A 22268-nucleotide genomic window follows, 5' to 3' on the forward strand; every position below is an offset into this window, starting at 1 on the left:
TCGATCTGTTGCTGCGTACGGCCCTGAACCTGAACGCTCCGGGAGCAGAGCGCCGTACGGCAAGGTGATGACGGCGAGGAGGGGCCGTACGCTCCGGCGCCGGATCAGGAGCCGTCCTTCGACCCCGTCGCCGTCTTCGAGTAGGCGTCGTGCCAGGAGGCCTTCGCCCCGGAGTCGCCGATCCGGTAGACGTCCACGACCGCGCCCACCGCGACGGCCAGCGAGAGCACGCCCATGACGATCCGTACGGGCAGGGCGGACCAGCGCATGGCACCGCCCTGCCCGGGCTCCGCCTGGGGGCGTCGGCCCGCCCACCACACGGCCGCCGCCAGGACGAACAGGCCCATGGCCCACGGCAGCAGTCCGTCGCCCAGCTCGGTGTGCCGGCGTACCAGGGCGTCGTCGTTCACGTGCCGTTCGAGCCACTCGCCGGCGTGGGTGGTCACCGGCACGCTGACCAGGGCGACGAAGGCCACCAGCGGGAGCAGCACACCCAGCCGCCGGGCGGCGCGCGGCCACAGCGCCGCCGTGACCAGGGCCAGCGCGGTGAGGGGGATCAGCACGATCACCACGTGGACGAACAGGACATGGGCGGGCAGACCGTTGATCAGAGTCATCCAGACGCTCCTGAGGGGGGACGGGCGCGCCAGCCTGGCACAGCAGACTCTCAGTTACCTCTGAGTCTTAGGGTGGGTACATGAGCGGCGGTGTGGTGACGCTGTTCCTGTGCGGTGATGTGATGCTCGGGCGTGGCGTCGACCAGATCCTCGCGCATCCCGGAGACCCGGAGCTGCGTGAGGGCTATGTCGCGGACGCGCGGTCGTACGTGGAGCTGGCCGAGGCGGTCAGCGGGCCGATCCCCGCGCCCGTCGACCCTGGCTGGCCGTGGGGCGAGGCGCTGCGGGTGCTGGAGCGGTGTGCGCCGGACGCCCGGATCGTGAATCTGGAGACGGCTGTCACGCGCAGTGACGAGTTCGCGCCGGGCAAGGCGGTCCACTACCGGATGCATCCGGACAACCTCGCCGCTCTGACGGTGGCCCGGCCCGATGTGTGCGTCCTGGCCAACAACCATGTGCTGGACTTCGGCCGGCCGGGCCTGGAGGAAACGCTGGACGTGCTGGCCGGTGCGGGGCTGAGGACCGCGGGCGCGGGGCGTACGGCCGACGAGGCCCACGCGCCCACGGCGGTTCCCGTGGGATCCGGCCGCCGTGTGCTGGTCCTCGCCCTCGGCGCGCTGTCCAGCGGCATCCCGCCCGACTGGGCCGCCACCGCGGACCGGCCAGGCGTCGCCTACGTCGGTGAGCTGTCGGCAGCGGCTGCCGCGAGCGCCGTCCAGCGGCTGCGGAAGGCCAGGCGACCGGGCGACATCGTCGTCCTGTCCGTGCACTGGGGCTCCAACTGGGGCTACCTCGTTCCCCGCGAACAGAGACACGTCGCGCACGCCCTGATCGACGGCGGCGCCGACCTCGTCCACGGGCACTCCTCGCACCATCCCCGCCCGGTCGAGGTGTACCGGGACCGGCTGATCCTCTACGGCTGCGGCGACTTCATCGATGACTACGAGGGCATCTCCGGCTACGAGGAGTACCGCGACGACCTCCGGCTCGGGTACGTCGTCTCGCTGGACGCGGACACCGGGCGACTGGCCGGCCTGCGGATGTTCCCGCTGCGGGCGCGGCGGATGCGGCTGGAGTACGCGGGGGAGGAGGACCGCGCCTGGCTGCGGACGACCCTCGACCGGATCAGCCGTGGGGTGGGCATCGACGTGGAGGCAGACGGCACGCTCAGCCTTGTGTCCGGACCGGAGAGGCGCTGACTTCTACGACGGCTCCTGCTCGGCCGGTGCCGCGCGCAGACGCTCCTCGCACCAGTCCCGGACCGTGACGGCGACCTGCTCCAGGGCGCCGGGCTCCTCGAACAGGTGGGTGGCTCCCGGGATCACGCACAGGGAGTTCGCGGCCCGGAGCCGCCGTGCCGCCTCCTCGTTGAGGCGCAGCACCTCGTGGTCGTCACCGCCGACGACGAGCAGGACGGGCGCGCGTACGGCGGGCAGCGCGTCGCCGGCCATATCGGGCCGACCGCCCCGCGAGACGACGGTCAGCACGCGGTCGGGTCGCTCGGCGGCGGCCTGGAGCGCCGCGGCCGCGCCGGTGCTGGCGCCGAAGAGGACGATGGGCAGGTCACGGGTGCCGGGCTGGGCGCCGAGCCACTCCATGGCGGCGACGAGGCGACGCCCCAGCAGCGCGATGTCGAAGCGGTACTCGCCGGTCACGACGTCCTCGTTCTCCTCCTCCGCGGTGAGCAGATCGATCAGCAGGGTGGCCAACGCGGCCTCCCGCAGGGCGGCGGCCACCGCCTGGTTGCGCGGACTGTGGCGGGAACTGCCGCTGCCGTGTGCGAACAGCACCACGGCGCGTGCGGAGTCCGGCACCACCAGATCACCAGGGAGTGTGCCGCCGTCGGCGGGCACCAGAACCGTCTCGGACTTCATGGTCATCGACTTCCCCGGAGGACTGTGAAGATCCTCGGCCGTCGGGTCGTACCTCGTTCATGTCTCACGTACCCCGGTGCGCCGCGCCTACCCCGTGGCACGCCCGGCTAGCACTTGAAAGGTGAACAGGACATTGTCATCCGCTGGGTGCACGCTGGCTGAGGATGGAGGGAAGAGCGATGACAACTGCGAAAGACATCATGCACCGGGGCACCCGCTGGATACCCCGGCACGAGACGCTGGCCAGCGCGGCCCAGATGATGCGGGACCACGGAGTGGGCGCACTCCCGATCAGCGACCCCGACAACGGTGACCGTATGTGCGGCATCATCACCGACCGCGACATCGTGGTGAAGTGTGTCGCCGAAGGTCGCGACCCCGCGCGGATGACGTGCGGTGACATCGCCGAGGGCACACCGCGTTGGGTCGACGCCGCCGCCGACATCTCCGAGGTCCTGCGGGAGATGGAGGACCACCAGATCCGGCGCGTCCCGGTGATCGAGAACAAGCGAGCAGTCGGCATGATCAGCGAGGCCGACATGGCCCGGCACCTGAGCGAGGACAAGCTCGCGGAGTTCGTACAGCGGGTGTACGCGGGCTGAGTCGAGGTCAACGGCCCGCGCCGGTGAGCGCGGGCTCGGCCCGGTCGCCCCGCACCGTGTCGACGAACTCTCCGGGGTCCTGCGGGAGTTCGTCGCCGCGCCAGGCCACGTGGCCGTCCGGGCGGACCAGGACGAAGGACCGTTCGTAGAGCCTGGCGACCTCCCGGCCGGCTCCGGAGCGCACGGTCAGCGGGACGTTCCGGTGGGCGAACGCCCGCTCCACCGCCGCGAGCTGGCCGTGGTCGCCGAAGCACAGCAGGGCGAAGCCGTGGCCGAACAGGTCGAGGGTGGAGGTGCCGGCGTCCCACCAGGCGTGCGCGGCGCGGTAGCCGGGCTCGCTGCCGGGGCGCCAGTCGGCGTCCGGCTTGCCATGGCGTACCGGTACCCGGGGGTCCTCGATGATGGCGGGTGAGCGGTAGCGCAGTCCGAAGTGGATCTCCGGGGCGTCGAACTCCCGTTGCGCACCGCTGTTCTCCAGCACCTTCGCCATCCGCGTGCGGGCCAACTCGCCCTCGGGGCCGTCCAGGTGGATCTCGGGCGGCACCTGCCGGCGCATGGTGCGCTGCAGATTGAGGTTGGCCTCCTGGAGGCTCTTCACGGCGATCGGCCGGCGCTCGGTGTCGTAGGTGTCGAGCAGCCGGTGCCCGGCCCAGCCGTCGAGTGTGGCGGCGAGCTTCCAGCCGAGGTCGGCGGCGTCGCCGATGCCGGTGTTGAGCCCGAAGCCACCGGAGGGCGACAGCGTGTGCGCCGCGTCGCCGGCGAGGAAGATCCGTCCGGCCCGGTACCGGTCGGCGACGCGGTGGGTGAGATGCCACTCGCCGTCGCTCATCAGATCCACCGGCGTGTCGAAGGCGAGCGCGTCGCCGATCAGCGCCAGCGGGTCCGCACGCTCGGCGTCGTCGTCCGCGGCCACCACCAGGTTGTACAGGTCACTGCCGTTGAGCGAGCGCAGGGGGAAGCGCAGCGTGGACGACAGCATGAGGAAGTAGACGAGGGCGGCGCGGTCGCCGAGCCGCTTGTTGAGTTCGGGGGCGCGGAAGAGGATGTTGCGGAAGACCTGCGTACGGTGGCGCGCCGGAGCGTCGATGCCGCAGGCCTGGCGAATGGGGGAGGAGGCGCCGTCGCAGGCGACCACATAGCGCGCGCGGACGGTGCGGATCGTGCGGGCGGCGTGGTCGGTGACGTCCGCCTCGACGTGGTCGTCGGCCTGCCGTACCCGGTCGACCGTGCTGCGCAGCCGCAGCGGGCCGTCCGGGTGGACGCCCACCGCCTGGGTCAGCACCGGGTTCAGCCAGTGTGCCGGGCACATCTGGTCCGGCTCGGGGGTGTGCGCGAAGGCCGGGCGGTCACCGGTGGTTCCCCGGCGGTAGCGGTAGACCTCGTGCCCGCCGACCTGGGTGACCCAGGCGATGTCCAGGGGATGGTCGGCCGGCCAGCCGGCGCCGCGGACGGCGCCGGCGACGCCCCAGCGGCGGAACAGCTCCATCGAGCGCGGACCGATCGTACTCACCTTGGGATGGCGGACCCGTCCGTCACCGGCGTCGACGACCATGCAGTCGATCGCGCGGTACGACAGGTCCAGCGCGAGCGCCATTCCGACGGGGCCGCCGCCCACGATCAGCACGTCGGTCCACTCGTCGGAACGCGTCATGTCTTCCTCGCCTTTCGTGCGTGAGTCCGTTGCGGGGGAGGGGTGTCGGGTGGCCCGGGGCCGGCCACCCGACACCCCGGTTCACGGGCGTTCGGCGGTGACCAGGAGGCAGCCGAAGCTCTCGACGCCGGCCAGGTCGGCCGGGTGGAAGGCGTCGTCGGCGAAGGCGAAGTTGCTCTCGACCATGGCCTCGGGGCGTTCGCCGAGGTCCGCCAGCCTCACCAGGTGGCGGGCGGTGGGCAGTGTGGTCTGCTCCGTGACGTCGAGGAGGGCGCGCACCCGCAGGCCTGAGCGGTGGAGCATCGGTACGTAGTCGTCCACGTCCGCCATGGTCGACATCAGGTCGCGGCAGAACTTCTCGATGCCCGGGTGCCGCACCTCCGTACGCGGGATCCGGTCGAACACATCGGTCAGGACGAGCCGGCCGCCGGGGACCAGCACCCGGGACACTTCCTGGAGAACCTGCTGCCGGTCCGGCATGTGGCAGAACGACTCCAGGGCCATCACGGCGTCGAACGACGCGTCCGGGAAGGGAAGTTCCATCGCGTCGCCGTGCCGGAACACGGCCCGGCCGGCCACCCCGGCCGCGGCCGCGAGCCGGTTGGCGGTCCTGATCTGCTCCTCGCTGATGCTGATGCCGGTCACCCGCGCACCGGTGCGCTCCACCACCCGCAGCCCGGGCCCGCCCACCCCACAGCCCAGGTCGAGCACATGGGACCCCTTGTCCACCTGCATGTGCTCGATGAACACGTCGGTGAGCCGGTCCATCGCCTCCTCGATCGAGGCGTCGGAGTCCGGCGAGTCCCAGTAGCCGATGTGCACGTTGGTGTTGAACGTGCCGTCCTTCATCGCGTTCAGCGTCAGCTCGTCGTACAGCTTGCCGACGGCTCCCGGCACGGGCAGCGTCTGGGCGGAATCGGTCATGGCAGTGGCCTTTCTGGTCGAGAGCTACGAGAAGGGAGAGGAAAACCCGCTGATTCAGGCGGGGTGATGCCAGGCGCCCTCGATATCCACGCACCGGGCGTAGTCCGGCAGCAGACCCCGCCCCCGCGCCTCGGCGAGCGTGGGCGCCGCGTGGTCCCGCTCGGACAGCACCGGTTCGGTGTCCCCGGCGAGGGGCAGCCCGAGGGCCGCATCCAGGACGGACAGGGCGAGTTCGTTCTCCGGTACGTAGCTCTCGGAGAGCATGTACGCCATGACGGTGTCGTCCTCCAGCGCCACGAACGCGTGCCCCACGCCCACGGGGAAGTACATGGCCCGGTGGTCCCGCTGGTCCATCAGCACCGAGTCCCAGCGGCCGTAGGTGGGCGACCCCACCCTGATGTCGACCACGATGTCGAGGGCCGTGCCGCGGGCGCAGTAGACGTACTTCGCGGTGCCGGGCGGGGTCGCGGTGAAGTGGATGCCCCGGACCACACCGCGCCGGGACACACTGTGATTGGTCTGGGCGACGGGGAACAACGGGCCCCCGTGCGCCTCGGTGAACGCCTGCTGCTGGAACGGCGAGAGGAACGTGCCCCGGTCGTCGGGGAAGACGCGGGGGGTGAACTCGAGTGCTCCCTGGACGACGAGTTCGCGTGCTTTCATGTGCGCTCTTTCGTGACTCGGTGAACGGCTCGGCGGAGAAGGGGTGTTCAGCGGGACGTCACAGCGTGCTCAGCACCTCGCGCAGCGCGTGGATGACCTTGTCCTGCAGGTCGGGCGGGAGCGAGGGGTACATCGGCAGCGAGAAGATCTCGCCGGCCAGCGACTCGGTGACCGGCAGCGAGCCCGTGGCGTAGCCGAGGTGGGCGAACCCGGTCATGGTGTGCACCGGCCACGGATAGCTGATGTTGAGGTGTATGTCGTAGGCCTTGAGACGTTCGATGATGTCGTCGCGACGGGGGTGGCGCACGACGTACACGTAGTACACGTGGTCGTTGCCCGGGGTGGTGTGCGGGAGCCGGAGTCCGGTGTCGGCGAGGCCCTCGGCGTAGCGCCGCGCGACCGCCCGGCGGCCGGCGATGTAGGTGTCGAGCCGCCTGAGCTTACGGCGCAGGATCTCGGCCTGGACCTCGTCGAGCCGGCTGTTGTGGGCCGGTGTCCGAAGGGTGTAGTAGCGGTCCTCCATGCCGTAGTACCGCAGCCTCAGCAGCCGCTCGGCGACAGCGTCGTCCGAGGTGATGACCGCGCCGCCGTCGCCGTACGCGCCGAGGACCTTGGTCGGGTAGAAGGAGAAGGCCGCCACGGCACCCGTCGTGCCCGCCGGGATGCCGCCCTGCCGGGCTCCGTGCGCCTGGGCGCAGTCCTCCAGGACGGCCAGCCCGTGCCGGGCGGCCAGTTCCTTCAGCGGCGCCATGTCGACGCACTGGCCGTACAGGTGCACCGGGAGCAGGCACCGGGTGCGTTCGGTGATCGCGTCCGCCACCTGGCCGGTGTCCATGAGGAAGTCGTCCTCGCGGACGTCCACGAAGACGGGGGTGGCGCCGGTGGCGTCGATGGCGACCACGGTCGGTGCCGCGGTGTTCGAGACCGTGATGACCTCGTCGCCCGGTCCGATGTCCAGTGCCTGCAGCCCGAGTTTGATGGCGTTCGTGCCGTTGTCGACGCCGACGCAGCGGCCCACCCCGTGGTAGGCGGCGAACTCCTCCTCGAAGCCGCGCACGCTCGCACCGAGCACGAGCTGCCCCGAGGTGAACACCGTCTCCACGGCGTCGAGGATGTCCCGGCGCTCGGTCTCGTACTCCGGCAGGTAGTCCCATACACGCGTTGTCATGTGCTGCCAGCCTTTCCAGGAAAGGGAGTTCAGTGGCGCTCGTCCCGCTGCCGGGCCAAGGCCGCGACCGTGCGGCGCACCCCTTCGGCGAGCGGGATCCGGGGGCGCCAGCCGGTGGCCGCCCGGAACGCGGACGAGTCGATGGTCACGCTGCGGAAGTCCGTCACGGGGGCGTGCACGGGTGGTTCCACGCACCGGACGGCGACCGGGCGTGTCCCGGTGTGCTCGGCCACGGTGCGGGCGATGAGCCGGAAGGCGTCGCCGAGCGCGTCGCCCCGGCCGGCGCCGATGAGATGGTGGCCGCCCACCAGGGGGTCGGGGTGGTCGAGGGCGGCCGTGAACGCCGCGGCGACATCGTCCACATGGACCAGATCGCGCCGGACCGTGCCGTCGTGCCACATCGTGAGCGTCTGGCCGGCGAGCGCCCGTCGGGCCATAGCGGACACGACACCGCGGTCACCGGGACCGCCCGCAGCGCTCTCCCCGAACACGGTGGGCAGGCGCAGGCTGATGCCGCGCACCCGGCCCTCGGCCGTGGCCTTCAGCAGGATCTGTTCCGCCGCCAGCTTCTGCCGGTCGTAGGCGGTCTCGGGATGGTCGGGCTCGCTGCCGTCGAGCGGTTCCCGGGGCGGCACGCCGACCTGCGAGGCGGCACCGCCGTACACCACCAGCGGGGGCGCTCCGCCGGGCGGTCCGAGGACCTCGACGAGGTCCCGCATCACGCCCACGTTGACGCGCTCGGCCCCGGGGTCGGACTCCGCCGCCCGCCAGCCGCCGTCCGCCAGCAGCAGGTGCACCACCACGTCCGCTCCCGCGACCGCCTCGGCGAGCGCCGCCCGGTCGGTGAGATCGGCGGTGACGACGGCGGTCTCGGCCGGGCCGGGCGCGGGCGCGCTCGGTCCGCGCGCCACGGCCCGAAGCCGGACCGGGCGGTGGGCCAGCGCGCGCAGGACCGCCGACCCCACGAAGCCCGAGGCGCCGAGCACGGTGATCAGCGGGGTGCGGGCCGCCGGTGTGGACGTCATGTCACACCCCTTCCCGGGACCGCGTCGCCGCCGCGTTGAGGCAGGCCAGAAGCGTGCGGGCCTCGACATTGAGATAGTGGCCGTGCCGGGTCAGCGCCCTGAGCTGGGCAGGGGTGGCCCAGATGAAGCCGGGAGGCGCCTCGAGCGGAGCCTCGGCCGCGTCGACCGCGAGATACCGGCTGCGGGCGTGCAGGAAGCGTCCGCCCTCCTCCGAGTGGACGGCCTGGTAGCGGATGCGCGACGGGTCGGCGCCCAGGACCGTGTCGAGGAACGGCGGACGGTCCGCCACCGGCAGATGGGCGTGGTTGCCCGGCGTGCACTGCACGGTCGGGGCCAGCTCGACCGTGTCCAGGAACCCGCCCTCGGCGCGGGCGTTGACCAGCACATGCGGCACCCCGTCGATCTCCCGGACGAGGAACGCCACGACCCCCGGACCCACGGGCTCGATCAACGGCTGGGTCCAGCTGACCCGTTCGCGACTGCTGCCCCGCACGGACACGGCGACCACCCGGAAATAGCGGCCGTGCTCGTGCTCGATCGCCTCGACCCCGTGCTTCCAGCCCCGTACGGCGGCGAGCGGGACGCACCGCGCCAGTACGTCGTGGCGGGAGCGCTCGCCGGTGAACCAGGACAGCAACTGCGTGTCGGAGTGCAGCGCACCGCGTGTCCCGTCCGGGTACGGCACGCACGACAGCACACTCCGGGCGTTCATGTTGATCAGATCGTCCTCGTGGAGGAGTTCGGCGATCTGACCGAGGGTGAGCCAGCGGAAGTCCGTCGGCACGGTGACCTCGCCGGCGGTCTCCACGATCATGTTGCGGTTGCACTTGTGGAAGAACCACGAGCCCTGTTCCGACTGCAGGACGTCGACGATGACCCGGTCCGGGTCGGGCCGCACGAAGTGGTCGAGGAGCCGTACGTCCGTGCCCCGGTGGGCCCGGGTGTAGTTGCTGCGGGTGGCCTGCACGGTGGGCGACAGTTGGAGCAGATTGCGGTTGCCCGGCTCCATCTTGGCCTGCATCAGGAAGTGCAGCACCCCGTCGAACTCCTTGGCCAGGATGCCCAGGATGCCGACCTCGGGCTGTCTGATGACCGGCTGCTGCCACTCCCGGTAGGGGCCGTCGCCGTAGGGTCCGTCGTGCTCCACCACGTGCAGGCCCTCGACGGTGAAGAACCGTCCGCTGCGGTGCACGAGATTGCCGGTGCCCTCCTCGAAACGCCACTCGTCCAGCTCGGCGAAGGGGATGCGGGCCACGTGGAAGTCCCCCGCCGCGCGACGCTCCGCCAGCCAGGCACGGACGTCCTCGGTCCGCAGCCACGCCCCGCGTCCGGCCGCGGCGGACACCGCGATGCGGTCGGCGAGCCGGGGGTCCTCGCGCGGACGCACGGCGGCGGGCGAGCCCGGTGGTGGGCCGAGACAAGACGACATCGAACAACTCCCTGTCTGCGGGGCGACGGAGTCAGCGGGGCGACGGACTGGGGCGAGGGAGCGGGCCGGGGCGAGCCCGGTCGGTCTGTGGTCCGGGGTGCGCCTGGTCGGCGTGCGGGCCGGGGCGCACGGTTGGCGCGGGCGGTCTGGGGTGCGTTTCGTCGGTAGCGGTGCCGGGTGTGTCCGGTCGGTGTGCGGGGCGGGGTCTGCCGGGGCGGTCTGTGGTCCGGGGTGTGCCCGGTCGGCATGCGCGGTTCGGGGCGTGCCTGGCCGGTGTGCGGGCCGGGGTCCGTCCGGTCGGTATGAGGTTGGGGCTGCGGCTGGTCGGCGTGTGGTCCGGGGTGTGTGTCTTGGCCGGTATGTGCGGTCCCGGGCGTGCCTGGCCGGCATGTGGTGCCGGGTGCGGTGGGCCGGTCGTGTTCGTCGGGTCAGGGGCGTCGGGCGGTGATCAGGACGTAGCCGGCGTGTGGGTGCTTTCCGAACGCCTCCAGCAGGTCGGCCGCCGCGGTGATCCGTGCTGCCGTGGGCGGGTCGAGGGAAGCGGCGATGTCGCGGAAGGCGGCCGCGCTGTGCCCGTAGCTGGCGCGGACCTGCTCCCCGATGTCGGTCAGCTCCAGCAGCTGCCAGCCGGCCTCGGCCAGCCGCGCGCGCTGCTCGTCGGGGGCGCTGATCCTGGCGATCTCGTACACGGCCAGCAGGCCGTCGAGCACCGCCCTGTCCTCGCCGGTGAACGGCAGCCGCTGGCACAGGTCGGTGATGACCAGACGGCCGCCGGGGCGGACGACGCGGCGGAGTTCCGCGAGGGCGACGGTCTGGTCGGGCATGTGCAGCAGCGACTCGATCGCGAAGGCGCCGTCGAAGGAGCCGTCCTCGAAGGGGAGCTTCATGGCGTCCGCGAAGAGGAAGCCGACCTCGTCGCGCGCCGCCGACTTCTCCGCCAGCTCAGCTGCTCGGGCGACCTGTTGAGAGCTGACGGTGATGCCGGTGACGTGTACGCCGTGCGCTTGGGCGATGCGCAGCGCCGGGACGCCGTTGCCGCAGCCGACGTCCAGCAGCCGCTGGCCCGGTTGGAGTGCGAGGCGGCCCGCGACGAGGTCGGTGAGCTGGTCGGTGGCCTCGGTGATCGGGATGTCCTGGCCCTCCTTCCAGTAGCCCACATGGATGTTGCCGCCCAGCGCGGTCGTGGTGCCGGCGTCGGCGAACACGTCGTACGTCTCGCCGACGGAGTCGGGAGTGGTGTCGGACTGCTGTGTCACGCTCGCTTTCCTTTCGTGCGGGTCACGCAAGGCTCAGGACCAGACGCGTCGGCCCGTGGAAGACCATGTCGTCGGCGTAGTCGACCTGCTGACCGCCGCGGCTCAGCCCGGGCACGCCGTCCAGCAGCGTTCTCAGGCCGATCTCGGCCTCGGCTCGGGCCAGCGTCGCGCCCAGGCAGTAGTGGACGCCCAGCCCGAAGCCCAGGTGCCGGTCGGCGGGCCGGTGCACGTCCAGCACGTCGGGGTGGGGAAAGCGCGCAGGGTCCCGGTTCGCGGAGCCCAGCATGGCGACCACGCGGCTGCCGCGCGGCACCTCGTGCTCACCGAGGCGGGTGTCCTGGTACGCCCACCGCGTCACGGCCTGCACCGGTGAGTCGTAGCGCATCAGTTCCTCGACCGCCGCCGGTGTCAACTCGGGTCGGGCGCACAGCGCTTCGAGCACCGGCGGGTGCGCCCGGAGCGACAGCACCGCCTTCGCCAGGAAGTTGGTGGTGGTCTCGTGGCCGGCGGTGAGCAGGTGCACGCACGTGCCCACGATCCCGTCCACGCTCAGCGGTGCGCCGGCGTCCCGGGCGCGGACGAGGAGCGTGAGCAGGTCGCCGCGGTCCTCCCCGCGCCGCCGCTCCATCTCCCGCCGGAAGTAGCGGGCGAACTCCTCGGCGGCCGCCTCGGCTTGTGCGTAACCACCCGCCACGCCCCCCGATCTGCTCGTACTGGCTTCCTGGAGCGCCACGGCGTTGGCGCGCAGCCACGCCTGGTGCTCCCGCGGAACGCCGAGCAGTTCGGAGATGACGAGGATGGGAAACGGTGCCGCGAAGTCCTCGACCAGGTCGGCCTGTTGCCGTCGGCCGAGCAGCTCCAGCAGCTCGGCCGCGATCCGCGTGATCCGGGGCCGCAGACCGGCGACGACCGAGGGGGAGAACTCCGTGGTGAGCAGGGAGCGCAGCTCGGTGTGGCGCGGCGGGTCCAGGAACACCAGCCAGTTCTCGACGATGGTCCGCAGAGCCCGGCACTCGGCGGGAACCGGGACGGACATCGCGCTGGCATCGCCGGACGCCACCCGGGCGCTGCGGCCGAACAGCCGGCTCGTCAGCACCTGGACGCACGCGTCGTAGGAGAAGACGTAGAAGGTGCCCGGCCGGTCCGTGCCCGCAGGGCGGTGATGGACGGGCGCGGTCTCCCGGTAGCGCCGGTACACCGGGTACGGATCGGCTATGTCCTTGCTGTCCCAGCCCTTGAGGTCGAACCGCGGCAGCGTGGGGGAGGGCATGCGATCTCCTTCGGTCGGCGATGTGGCGGTGCCGTTTCATGCGGTGCCTAGGAGCGCGGCCGGAAGCGGTCGGCCCAGAAGGCGCTCAACTCTCCGACTCTGGCGGGGACTTGGTGGCACTTGCCGCATGCCGCCGCGAGGTGGTCCAGGCGCAGCGCGATGCCGCGTCTCGCCACGTCCGGGCGGGCCACGGGCGCGGGCTGCCCGTCCAGCTCGAACGACGGTCCGGCGGTGGTGCCCCGGCGTCCCGACGGCATGGTCACCAGGAGTTCCGCCAGCGGGCGCATGATGCCCGTCATCACGTCGATCGCCGCGTTCATCAGGTCCGAGCGCCGCAGGCTCCCGTCCGGGCGCTCACCGAAGTGCTGGGCCATGAGCTGCAGTGCCATGAAGTAGGCGCGGTTGAACAGCCGCATGACCGACCGGGCGTCGGGATCTGTGACGGTCTCCAGGGCCGGGTTTGCCTCCCCGAGCGTCGGATTGCGTACGACGGGATAGGCGGGGTTCCACCGGGCGCCGGACAGCAGATCGGCGATCCGTAGGAACGAAGCGTAATGCGATTCCTCGCCGGCGCCGGTCATGGGGCCCAGCACCCCGCCCTCGCCCTGCTCGGTGATGACGTCGATCGCGAACAGTGCGCTGGAGAGGTCGTCGACCTCCAACTGGTAGTCGGGATGGCGGCGGTTGAGGGACTCGCGCAGAAAGAGGTGGTGCTCCCCGCCTCCCCCGCCCTTCTCCACCAGGAAGAGGTCCGGGACGCGTCGCAGGCCCTCGCGGATGTCCGCGTACAGCTCGCTCAGCGAGGCGCAGGACGCGTGGGGGCGGCTGTCGTCGTGCGGTGCGGGGGCCGCCGCCGTGTCACCGCGCCGCACCTCGCCGACGAGGCCGTCCGGCCGCTCGATCCGCGCGAACCGCTCGACGCTGCCCGGTCCGAGCCGTTCGAGACAGAAGTCGAGCGGCACCGGCAGCTCGTGGTTGAGGGTGCCGAAGTCGATCCGGGGCACGTGGAACGGCTCGCCCAGCGCGGTGATGATGTTGTTGACGAGGAGGAAGTGGATCATTTCCTCGCGGGCGATGGTCACCAGCATGCCGCGGATGCCCTCGTCGGTGGTCCTGCCGCCGTCACCGCAGGCGAGCCGGAGCTGCGCGGGCGTCCACAGGCCCCGCCGTACGTACTCCCGGCCGGCGCCGTGCGTGGGCACCGAGTAGGCCGCGTACAAGTACTGGAGCATGACGGCCAGTTCGAGTGTCGCGGCCTCGCGCAGCGCCTCGATCAGCCGGCCGCGGGTGGTGATGCTTCCCTCGCCGCGGCCGGTCGCCGGCACGGTCAGGGGTACGGCATCCGGCACCTGCTGGGCCCGCAGGAACGTGAACAGCAGCTGTGCCTTCGGCTCGGACAGGTCCCGCGTCGGCGGCATGTAGTAAGTCTTCGTCTTGTTGCGCGGGTCGCACATCTGCCAGATCAGTTTCGCGTACGTCTCCACCCGGCACCGGTCCGCCAGGCTGAAGACCTCCGCCTTCATGAAGGAGTACAGGAACTCGTAGAACGCGAAGACCTCCCGGTACACCAGCTCGAAGGTCACCTCGTCCTGGGTGATCCCGGCTAGTCGCCAGTCGTCGGGGAGCACGCGCACGGACAGATAGCCGGCGCCGGGCCAGTAGCCGAGTGCGTCGTCGGCGTCGTAGCCGAGGGCGGCGGAGCCGGGGAGGTCCAGGTCGCACGGCAGGTCGTCGGTACCGGACGACAGCAGGACGCGGGCGGTACCGGCCGTCGCGCCCCGCAGGGTGAACCACCCGCGGCCCGTGTCGTCCGTGTCCAGGACACAGGTGCTGGACCAGGTGCCGGACCCGTCCCGGCGCCCCGCGCGCAGCCGCACGATGTCGATGTCGCCGCACCGCGCCTCGGGGGAGCGGGCGGCCGGGGCGCGGGGGAGCGCTCCGGGGTTGAAGAACTGCCGTACGGTGATGGCGGCGACGGCGCCCGGACGGCCGCGTACGAAGGACCGTACGCGTACCTCCACGTCCTGGTCCGCGTCGTCCGGGTTGCGGGGATGCTCCAGGAAGACGCACGCGTCGTCGACCTGGACGTTGATCTCCTTCTCGCGCAGGTGCACCACCCGACCGCCGCGACCGGTGCCCACCAGACACAGCGCCTCGCCGGCCGTGGCGTCCCCCGGGATCTCGCTGGGAACGGTCACCAGGCCGCCGGCCAGCGCGTACTGCTCACCGAGGTACGCCCGCCGGGGCACCCGCGCCACCAGTCGGTCGCCGTCCGCCGTGCGCAACTCCAGGTCGCCGACGTCGACCGGCGTGGGCGCCGCCGTGCCGAGGGTGGGCAGGGCGGTGATCATGTTGAGGGTGACATGGTCGTCCGTCAGCTCGACGGTGAGGTTGTGCAGGCCGCACGGCGCTCTGTGGGGTGCGCGGCGGTCGGGGACGAGCAGGCGGCCGGCCGGGTAGGTGCGCGGCTCGTGCGGGCGCCAGGGCGCGATCGTCCCGCGCAGCAGCCACCGGCCCGGCTGGTCGGGTGCCCGCGGAGGGGACAGGTGGCTGAGGGCGAACTGCACCACCAGACCGTCGGCCTCCGCCGACTGCGACACTGCGCGCAGCCGCCGTACGACCGGGGATACGGCGGCCTCGTCGAGCCAGGTCAGCTCCTGCCCGTCCCCGGTCACCACGAACTGGTGGACCACGGAGCGGCGCAGCCGTCCCGCCAGGACGTGCTCCCCGACATCACGCACGTGGCCGGTGTTGTGCCACCGCGGGGGATGGAAGCCGTGGACGGCGCCGGACATCATGGAGCCGACGTCGTGGGAACGGCCGTCGCGCCCGAAGCAGAACTGGCCGACCATGAGCGTCGTTGTCCAGTCGGACGCGGGATCGAGGTCGAAGACCCGGGCCCGGTTGACCGTGGTGGCGAGGTACTCGTTGTAGTGGCCCCACATGTCGACCCCACGCCCGACCACCGGGTCGGCGGTGTCGAGGTGGCCCGCGCGGCCCTCGACGCCGACGATCCGCGCGTCGACCGAGAAGTGCCCGTTTCCGGCGAAGTCCTCGCCCTTGGCGGCGCTGAAGGGCCCGTCGGGCGTCGGGCGGCCCATGGCGTCGAACCGTGGTCCCAGCCGGTCGAGACGGTCGTGGTACTCGACGGACGGGCGGTGTGCCGGGAAGGGCCGCCCGTCCTCGGTGAGGGCGGTGTTCGTCGCCAGATCGACGAGGCCGCCCCCGGCGCCGGTGGGCCGGTGTGTCGTCGCCACCCCGCGGAAGTGCAGCCGGGGCAGGTCGAAAACGCTCATGCGCGGACCGCTCCTTCCACACTCGAAACTGGCATGAAGGCAGGTGGAGTTGGGATGCTCACGCCGACTCCTCCGAACGGCTCGCCCGGGAGGCGGCGAACACGCGGCTGGCCCGCGGCTCGTACCACTCGATCTCGTGCGCGGCGTCGATCGCCGACTCGATCGCGCCCTCGATCCACGCGGGCTTCGAGGAGCAGTGCTCGCCGGCGAAGAAGAGCCCCTTCTGCGGCCGGGCCGCCTCCCGGCGCTCCGCCTCGCGGACGGCGGCCGCCTGCCCCCAGCGGACCGTAGCCGCGCCCCCCGACCAGCGGTGCGAGCCCCAGGCGCGTGCGGCGACGCCCAGGATCATGCCCGGCTGCTCCAGTTCGGGGTGCATCACGCCGAGTTCGCGTGCGACGACCGCATGGCGTTCCGCCTCGCTCATCCGGTCGAGCGCCTCGGCGTCCGGCCCGATGGTGTAGCTGGCGAGCAGAACCGCGCCGAGCGCCGGATCGCCCTCGGCGGGCGGGTAGTAGGTCTGCCCTACACGCCCGCCGGTGAAGGAGGCTCCCCCGCTGATCCCGTCCTTCTCCCAGAAGGCCTCCCGGCAGTGGAAGGCTATCTTCGTGCCCGGCCAGTACTTCGTCTGATGGATGATGTCGAGCTTCTCTCTGTCGAAGCCGGTCAGTTGCAGGCCCCTGAGCACCGTGAACGGGATGGTGCACACCACGTAGTCGCAGATCTTGGTGAGGGTGCCGGAGCCCTGACGGATCCTCAGAATCACCGCGTCGTCGCGGACATCGATGCCCGTCACCTCGAGGCCGGTCGAGATCTGGCCCCGGATCCGCGAGGCGAGCCGCCGGGGCAGTACGTCCATCCCGTCCCGCAGCCGGACGATCGTGGAGCTGGTCTCGTCCAGCACGTCGTCGAGGAAGCGTTCCAGGTGCGGTGGGCAGAACGACCGTACCTGGGGGTGGTCGGCGAAGAAGGCGTGCAGATCGATCCGGTTCTTCGTGCTGCCGCATCGGTAGGGGGCCAGATCGATATGGTCGATGCGGTCCAGCAGTTCCACGCCCATCTCGCCGCCCAGCGCGCTGTAGAACTCGCGCGGGGCGACGGCCCTCAGACTGGCGTTCAGCCAGGCACCGAACAGCAGGGTGTTCTCGCGGTAATCACCGCTCGGCAGTCCGGCGGCGAACTCGCCGACCAGCGTCTCCTGCGCGTCCCGCACCCGAAGATATCCGGAGGAACTGGGGAGATAGGCCGCGTCGTCGGAGAACAGCGTCCGGAACTCCCGCACCTGTTTCTGAAGGCCGAGTTCGGCGATGTAGTGCATGGTCAGACGGTGCCCGGCGGGGATGCGCATCGCGCCCAGCTCGGCGAACGGCCCGGTCCGGCCGGCGCCGGGAAAGCGGTACGTGTGAATACGGCCGCCGATTTCCTGACTGCCCTCGATGACCTGGACGTGATGTCCGAGGCGCTCCAGTTCATAGGCCGCCACCAGACCGGCGATGCCGGCGCCGATGACGGTGATGTTCTTCGGTCCACCGATGGCGCTGTCCAGTGCGTCTGCCTCCTGCAAGGGTCTCGTCACGGGTTTCCTCTCCAGTGCGCGACGTGTGGGGCCGGAACGCTTCCCGGATGAAACCGGCGCCCTTTCCCTGTTCCGGAAAGGCCATGCCGGAAAAGCTCAACGGCCATTGTTCGCGCGGTGGCAGCGCTCCCATATCCCCCAAGGAGCCCTGAATTTACATAGTTTGACGAGGATTCAGCTCACGCGCTGCGGTGGCATGGCTGCGTCACCCTGCGCGATCGCGCGGGGTTTGCCCCGCACCGCCGTAACGGGCCGAGGGCGGGGAAAACTGGCGGGCGTCGCCGGACGGCCGGGGTCATGGGGCCCGGGCCGTCCGGCGAGCACGGTGACACACCACCCCCGACGGAGGCGACGTTGACGCGTGTGTTGATCGCTACCACCCCGGCACCCGGACACGTCGTCGGCGTCCTCGAGGTGGCACGCGAACTGGCCCGGCGCGGCCACGAGGTGCGGTGGTACACCGGACGGACCTTCCAGGAACAGGCCGAGCAGGCCGGGGCACGCTTCGAACCCATGAGAGCCGAGCTGGACTTCGGCGGCAAGAGCCGGGAGGAGGCCTACCCCAGCCACGCTGGGCTGACCGGCATCGCCAGCTTCAAGATCGGAGTCCGGGACATCTTCTACCGCACCGCACCGGCCCAGATGGAGGATCTGCTGGCGGTGCTCGAACGGTTCCCCGCTGACTGCCTCCTCGCCGACGACATGTGCTACGGCGCCTGCTTCGCGAGCGAGCGCACCGGGATCCCGCTGGCCTGGCTGAGCAACTCCGTCTACATCCTCGGCAGCAGGGACACCGCCCCGCTCGGACATGGACTGCCGCCCAGTTCGTCGTCGCTCGGCCGGGCGCGCAACGGGCTGCTCAGGATCGTCGGCGACCAGGTGATCATGCGGGACCTGCGCTGGGAGGCCGACCGGGCCCGGGACCAGGTGGCACTGCCGCGGCTGCGGACGAGCGCCATGGAGAACATCGCGCGCCCGCCGGCCCTCTATCTGCTGGGCACCGTACCGTCCTTCGAGTTCCCCCGCAGCGACCTGCTCCCGGGCACCCACTTCGTGGGCGGGCTGTTCGGGCTGCCCCCGGAGCACTTCGACCCGCCCGGCTGGTGGGCGGAACTGCACGACAAGCGGCCGGTGGTGCTGGTCACCCAGGGCACCACGGCCAACGACGTCGACCGGCTGCTCGTTCCCGCCCTGCGCGCACTGGCCGACCAGGACGTCCTGGTCGTGATCACCACGGGCAGCGCCGTGGACGCCGGGCGGCTCGGCCCGCTGCCGGACAACGTCCGGGCGGAGCGGTTCGTCCCGTACCACCACCTGCTGCCCCACGTCGACGTGATGGTCAGCAACGGCGGCTACAACGGCATCAACGCGGCCCTCGCCGAGGGCGTGCCCCTGGTCGTCGTACCGGGCTCGGAGGAGAACCCCGATGTGGCGGCACGGGTCGCCTGGGCCGGCGCCGGTGTCGTCATCGGCCGACGGGCCGTGTCCGAAGCCCGGCTGCGCGACGCGGTGAGCACCGTACTGAACGACGAGCGGTACCGGCGGCGGGCACGCGAACTCGCCCAGGAGTACCAGAGCTGCGACGCCCCACGACGGGCCGCCGACCTTGTCGAGTCCCTGGCCGATTTCCAGGGGCAGGTTTCCACCGGAGGAGTGACACGTTGAACGCCACGACGAAGCCGGGCCTCAAGGAGGCCCCCGAGACCGCCATGCCCGTGGACCCGGGGCCCTTCGACTGCATGCCGGAGCTGCTGGCGGCCGCGAAGGTCGCGCCGGTCGTCCGCATCCCCTACCTCGGGCAGCACGCGTGGGTGGTGTGCGACCCGGAGCTGGTGAAGGCCGCGCTGACCCACCCCCAGATGGGCAAGGACGTGACCCTGGTCCCCGACTTCATGCGCCGGCCCGGCCTGATGGTCGGATCCCAGCCGGACCCGGACTACGCCCGCGCCATGATCATGAGCGACGGCGAGCACCACGCGCGGATCCGGCGCATGCACGCGCCGGTGCTGAGTCCGCGCAACACCGAGCGGTGGGGCGAGCGGGTCGGGGTGAAGGTCGACGGCTTCCTCGACGAACTGGAACAGGCCGGTTCCGGTACGCATGCCGAAGCCAACGTGGTCACGGACTACACGCACCGGATCCCGCTGGCCTTCATCTCCGAGATGCTCGGCCTGCCCCTCGAGGCCCAGCGGCAGCTGCGCGGCATCACCGACGTCATGCTCTACTCCTCCGACTACCCGGCGCGCAAAGAGGCGGTCGGGGCGCTGTACGGCGCGGTCGAGGGCTGGGTGCGAAACCCTGACCCGCTGGACGACGGGGTGATCACGGGGCTGCTGGCCTCCTCCGACGGACCGGACGCGGCGGTCACCGAGGGCGAGGTCATCGTCTGGACCCTCGGGATGATCATCACCGGCTACGAGACGACCGGGAGCCTCATCTCCGCCTCGCTGTACGAAGCGCTGCGCCGGCCGCCCGAGGAGCGGCCGCGCACCGACGCCGAGGTCAAGGCATGGGTCGAGGAGACCCTCCGGGTGCACCCGCCGTTCCCGCATCCCACCTGGCGCTTCCCCCTCACGGACATCGACCTCGGCGGCTATCTGATCCCCAAGGGCGCCCCGGTGCAGGTCAGCATTGCCGCGGCGAACCGCGACGAGAATGAGGGAGCCGACTGCTTCGAGGCCGCGCGGCAGGGCAAGGGACACCTCAGCTTCGGCCTCGGCATGCACTACTGCATCGGCGCCCCGCTCGTCCGCCTGGAGGCGAAGATCGCGGTGGGCGGATTCCTGCGCCGGTTCCCACGGGCCCGCCTGAGCAACACCACCGCCGTCGAGTGGGAGTCGGAGTGGATGATCCGGCGACTGAGCGTCCTGCCCGCCACGCTGGACTGAAAGGGCCTCGATGAAAGCGCTCGTGCTCGCCGGCGGATCCGGCCGCCGCATGCGGCCGATCACCCACACCTCGGCCAAGCAACTCGTCCCGGTCGCGAACAAACCGGTCCTGTTCTACGGCCTGGAGTCGATCGCCGAGACCGGCGTCCGGGACGTCGGCATCGTCGTCGGCGACACGGCCGCCGAGATCGAGTCCGCGGTCGGTGACGGCTCCCGGTTCGGCCTCGACGTCACCTACCTGCCGCAGGAGGCACCGCTGGGCCTCGCCCACGCGGTACGCACCGCCCGGGACTACCTCGGCGACGACGACTTCGTGATGTACCTCGGCGACAACTTCGTCGTCGGCGGCATCAGTTCGCTCGTGGACCGGTTCCGGACGCGACGCCCGGACGCCCAGATCATGCTGACCAGGGTGTCGGACCCGCGCGCGTTCGGCGTGGTCGAGCTGGACCGGCACGGCCGGGCGATCCGCCTGGAGGAGAAGCCGGAGCATCCCAAGAGCGACCTCGCGCTGGTCGGTGTCTACCTGTTCACGCCCCGCGTGCACGAAGCGGTGTCCGGGCTCAAGCCGTCCTGGCGGGGCGAGTTCGAGATCACCGACGCGATCCAGGAGCTGATCGACTCGGGCTGCCGGGTGGACTCGACCGTCATCTCCGGCTACTGGAAGGACACCGGCAACGTCGACGACATGCTGGAGGTCAACCGCCTCGTCCTCGACGGCGTCACGGCCGACTGCGCCGGGGAGGTCCACGCCAGTGAGCTGATCGGCCGGGTGGTGGTCGAGCAGGGCGCGACCGTCACCGGCTCGCGGATCGTCGGCCCGGCGGTCGTCGCGGCCGGAGCGCGGATACGCGACTCCTACATCGGCCCGTTCACCTCCATCGACCAGGACTGCGCGGTGATCGACAGCGAGGTGGAGTACTCCATCGTGCTGCGCGGCGCGTCGATCGTCGGGGTGCGGCGCGTCGAACGGTCGCTGATCGGACGGGAGGTCGAGGTCACCTCCACGCCCCGCATCCTCAGGGCCCACCGCCTCGTCCTCGGCGACCACAGCACGGTGCGGGTCGGCTCATGAGAATCCTCGTGACCGGCGGCGCCGGCTTCATCGGCTCGCACTTCGTGCGGTCGTACGCCGACGCCGCCGAGACGACCGTGCTCGACAAACTGACCTACGCCGGGAACCGGGCGAACCTCGCGCCCGTCCAGGACCGCATCACCTTCGTACTCGGCGACATCTGCGACGCCGAGCTGCTCGGGAAGGTGGTGCCGGGCCACGACCTCGTCGTCAACTTCGCCGCCGAGTCGCACGTCGACCGCTCGATCACCGCCGCCGGTGAGTTCGTCCGCAGCAACGTCCTGGGCGTAGAGACCCTCCTGCGGGCCTGCCTCGACGCCGGCACCCCGAGGATCGTGCACGTCTCCACCGACGAGGTGTACGGCAGCATCGACACCGGCTCCTGGGACGAGACGGCCCCGCTCAGCCCGAACTCCCCCTACGCCGCGGCCAAGGCCGGCGGCGACCTGATCGCGCTCGCCTACGCGCGCACCCACCACCTGCCGGTCAGCATCACCCGCTGCGGCAACAACTACGGGCCGTACCAGTACCCGGAGAAGGTCATCCCGCTGTTCGTCACCCGTCTGCTCGACGGCCGGAACGTGCCACTGTACGGCGACGGCGGCAACGTCCGTGACTGGATCCACGTGGACGACCACTGCCGGGCCGTCCGGCTGGTCGCCGAGCGCGGCGAACCCGGCGAGGTCTACCACGTCGCCGGCACCACCGAGCTGACCAACCTGGAGCTGACCGCCCGGCTGCTCGCCGCGCTCGGGGCCGACTGGCGGCGCGTCGAGCGGGTGCCGGACCGCAAGGGCCACGACCGCCGCTACTCCCTGGCCGACGGCAGGCTGCGGGCCCTCGGCTACGCCCCCCGGATCCCGTTCGAGCGGGGCCTGGCCGAGACGGTGCGGTGGTACGCCACGCACCGCTCCTGGTGGGAGCCGCTGCCGGAACGCGTTCCATGACCGCGGCGGG

At 71.4% G+C, this 22268-nt stretch carries 18 protein-coding genes; 6 read left to right on the forward strand and 12 right to left on the reverse strand.

The features are described 5' to 3' along the window. Positions 1–104: 104 nt before the first annotated feature. Positions 105–617, reverse strand: coding sequence for a DUF2231 domain-containing protein (locus tag ACH47Z_RS05750; protein WP_399070872.1), 513 nt, complete (start codon positions 615–617; stop codon positions 105–107). An 80-nt stretch (positions 618–697) separates the two neighbouring features. On the opposite strand from ACH47Z_RS05750, the gene ACH47Z_RS05755 reads away from it, so the two are divergent. Then, entirely contained in the window at positions 698–1816 is a 1119-nt protein-coding gene (locus tag ACH47Z_RS05755) for a CapA family protein (RefSeq protein WP_399070874.1), read from the forward strand. Between the two features lie 3 nt (positions 1817–1819). On the opposite strand, the gene ACH47Z_RS05760 is transcribed toward ACH47Z_RS05755, so the two are convergent. After that, positions 1820–2491, reverse strand: coding sequence for a dienelactone hydrolase family protein (locus tag ACH47Z_RS05760; RefSeq protein WP_399071379.1), 672 nt, complete (start codon positions 2489–2491; stop codon positions 1820–1822). A gap of 179 nt (positions 2492–2670) precedes the next feature. Between ACH47Z_RS05760 and ACH47Z_RS05765 the strand changes: the two genes are divergently transcribed. Then, positions 2671–3093, forward strand: a complete 423-nt coding sequence (locus ACH47Z_RS05765; protein ID WP_399070876.1) for a CBS domain-containing protein — start codon at positions 2671–2673, stop codon at positions 3091–3093. 7 nt (positions 3094–3100) lie between these two features. On the opposite strand, the gene ACH47Z_RS05770 is transcribed toward ACH47Z_RS05765, so the two are convergent. The 10 genes from ACH47Z_RS05770 to ACH47Z_RS05815 all read right to left on the reverse strand — a co-directional run bounded on the left by ACH47Z_RS05770 (position 3101) and on the right by ACH47Z_RS05815 (position 17348). After that, positions 3101–4744 carry an FAD-dependent monooxygenase gene (locus ACH47Z_RS05770; RefSeq protein ID WP_399070878.1) on the reverse strand — a complete coding sequence of 548 codons (1644 nt, stop codon included), beginning with the start codon at positions 4742–4744 and terminating at the stop codon, positions 3101–3103. 81 nt (positions 4745–4825) lie between these two features. Further along, positions 4826–5668: an SAM-dependent methyltransferase gene (locus ACH47Z_RS05775; protein ID WP_399070880.1), complete on the reverse strand. Its 843-nt coding sequence runs from the start codon at positions 5666–5668 to the stop codon at positions 4826–4828. A gap of 54 nt (positions 5669–5722) precedes the next feature. Then, on the reverse strand, positions 5723–6331 hold the full coding sequence (locus tag ACH47Z_RS05780; RefSeq protein ID WP_399070882.1) for a dTDP-4-dehydrorhamnose 3,5-epimerase family protein: 609 nt from the start codon (positions 6329–6331) through the stop codon (positions 5723–5725). 58 nt (positions 6332–6389) lie between these two features. Beyond that, the gene (locus ACH47Z_RS05785; protein ID WP_399070883.1) at positions 6390–7499 is read right to left on the reverse strand and encodes a DegT/DnrJ/EryC1/StrS family aminotransferase; all 1110 of its coding nucleotides are present in this window, start codon (positions 7497–7499) and stop codon (positions 6390–6392) included. Positions 7500–7528: 29 nt separating this feature from the next. After that, positions 7529–8524, reverse strand: a complete 996-nt coding sequence (locus ACH47Z_RS05790) for an NAD-dependent epimerase/dehydratase family protein (RefSeq protein ID WP_399070885.1) — start codon at positions 8522–8524, stop codon at positions 7529–7531. Between the two features lies 1 nt (position 8525). Further along, positions 8526–9953 (reverse strand): NDP-hexose 2,3-dehydratase family protein, encoded by a 1428-nt coding sequence (locus ACH47Z_RS05795; RefSeq protein ID WP_399070887.1) that lies wholly within the window; start codon positions 9951–9953, stop codon positions 8526–8528. A 428-nt stretch (positions 9954–10381) separates the two neighbouring features. Beyond that, a complete protein-coding gene (locus tag ACH47Z_RS05800) occupies positions 10382–11209 on the reverse strand; it encodes an SAM-dependent methyltransferase (protein ID WP_399070889.1) in 828 nt (275 codons plus the stop codon). Positions 11210–11231: 22 nt separating this feature from the next. Further along, a complete protein-coding gene (locus ACH47Z_RS05805; RefSeq protein ID WP_399070891.1) occupies positions 11232–12479 on the reverse strand; it encodes a cytochrome P450 in 1248 nt (415 codons plus the stop codon). Between the two features lie 47 nt (positions 12480–12526). Next, positions 12527–15775, reverse strand: a complete 3249-nt coding sequence (locus tag ACH47Z_RS05810; protein WP_399070894.1) for a ferritin-like domain-containing protein — start codon at positions 15773–15775, stop codon at positions 12527–12529. Positions 15776–15833: 58 nt separating this feature from the next. After that, positions 15834–17348 (reverse strand): flavin monoamine oxidase family protein, encoded by a 1515-nt coding sequence (locus tag ACH47Z_RS05815; protein ID WP_399070896.1) that lies wholly within the window; start codon positions 17346–17348, stop codon positions 15834–15836. A gap of 363 nt (positions 17349–17711) precedes the next feature. On the opposite strand from ACH47Z_RS05815, the gene ACH47Z_RS05820 reads away from it, so the two are divergent. Genes ACH47Z_RS05820 through rfbB form a run of 4 tightly spaced genes read left to right on the forward strand, consistent with a single transcriptional unit; the run spans position 17712 to position 22258 of the window. Continuing rightward, positions 17712–19013 (forward strand): glycosyltransferase, encoded by a 1302-nt coding sequence (locus ACH47Z_RS05820; RefSeq protein WP_399071381.1) that lies wholly within the window; start codon positions 17712–17714, stop codon positions 19011–19013. Continuing rightward, positions 19010–20236: a cytochrome P450 gene (locus ACH47Z_RS05825; protein ID WP_399070898.1), complete on the forward strand. Its 1227-nt coding sequence runs from the start codon at positions 19010–19012 to the stop codon at positions 20234–20236. The genes ACH47Z_RS05820 and ACH47Z_RS05825 overlap by 4 nt, the downstream gene beginning before the upstream one ends. A 10-nt stretch (positions 20237–20246) precedes the next feature. After that, the gene (locus ACH47Z_RS05830; protein ID WP_399070902.1) at positions 20247–21311 is read left to right on the forward strand and encodes a glucose-1-phosphate thymidylyltransferase; all 1065 of its coding nucleotides are present in this window, start codon (positions 20247–20249) and stop codon (positions 21309–21311) included. Next, on the forward strand, positions 21308–22258 hold the full coding sequence (rfbB, locus tag ACH47Z_RS05835; protein ID WP_399070904.1) for a dTDP-glucose 4,6-dehydratase: 951 nt from the start codon (positions 21308–21310) through the stop codon (positions 22256–22258). The genes ACH47Z_RS05830 and rfbB overlap by 4 nt, the downstream gene beginning before the upstream one ends. Positions 22259–22268: the final 10 nt, after the last annotated feature.

Source organism: Streptomyces sp. NPDC020192, from assembly GCF_044388685.1.
GTDB lineage: Bacteria > Actinomycetota > Actinomycetes > Streptomycetales > Streptomycetaceae > Streptomyces.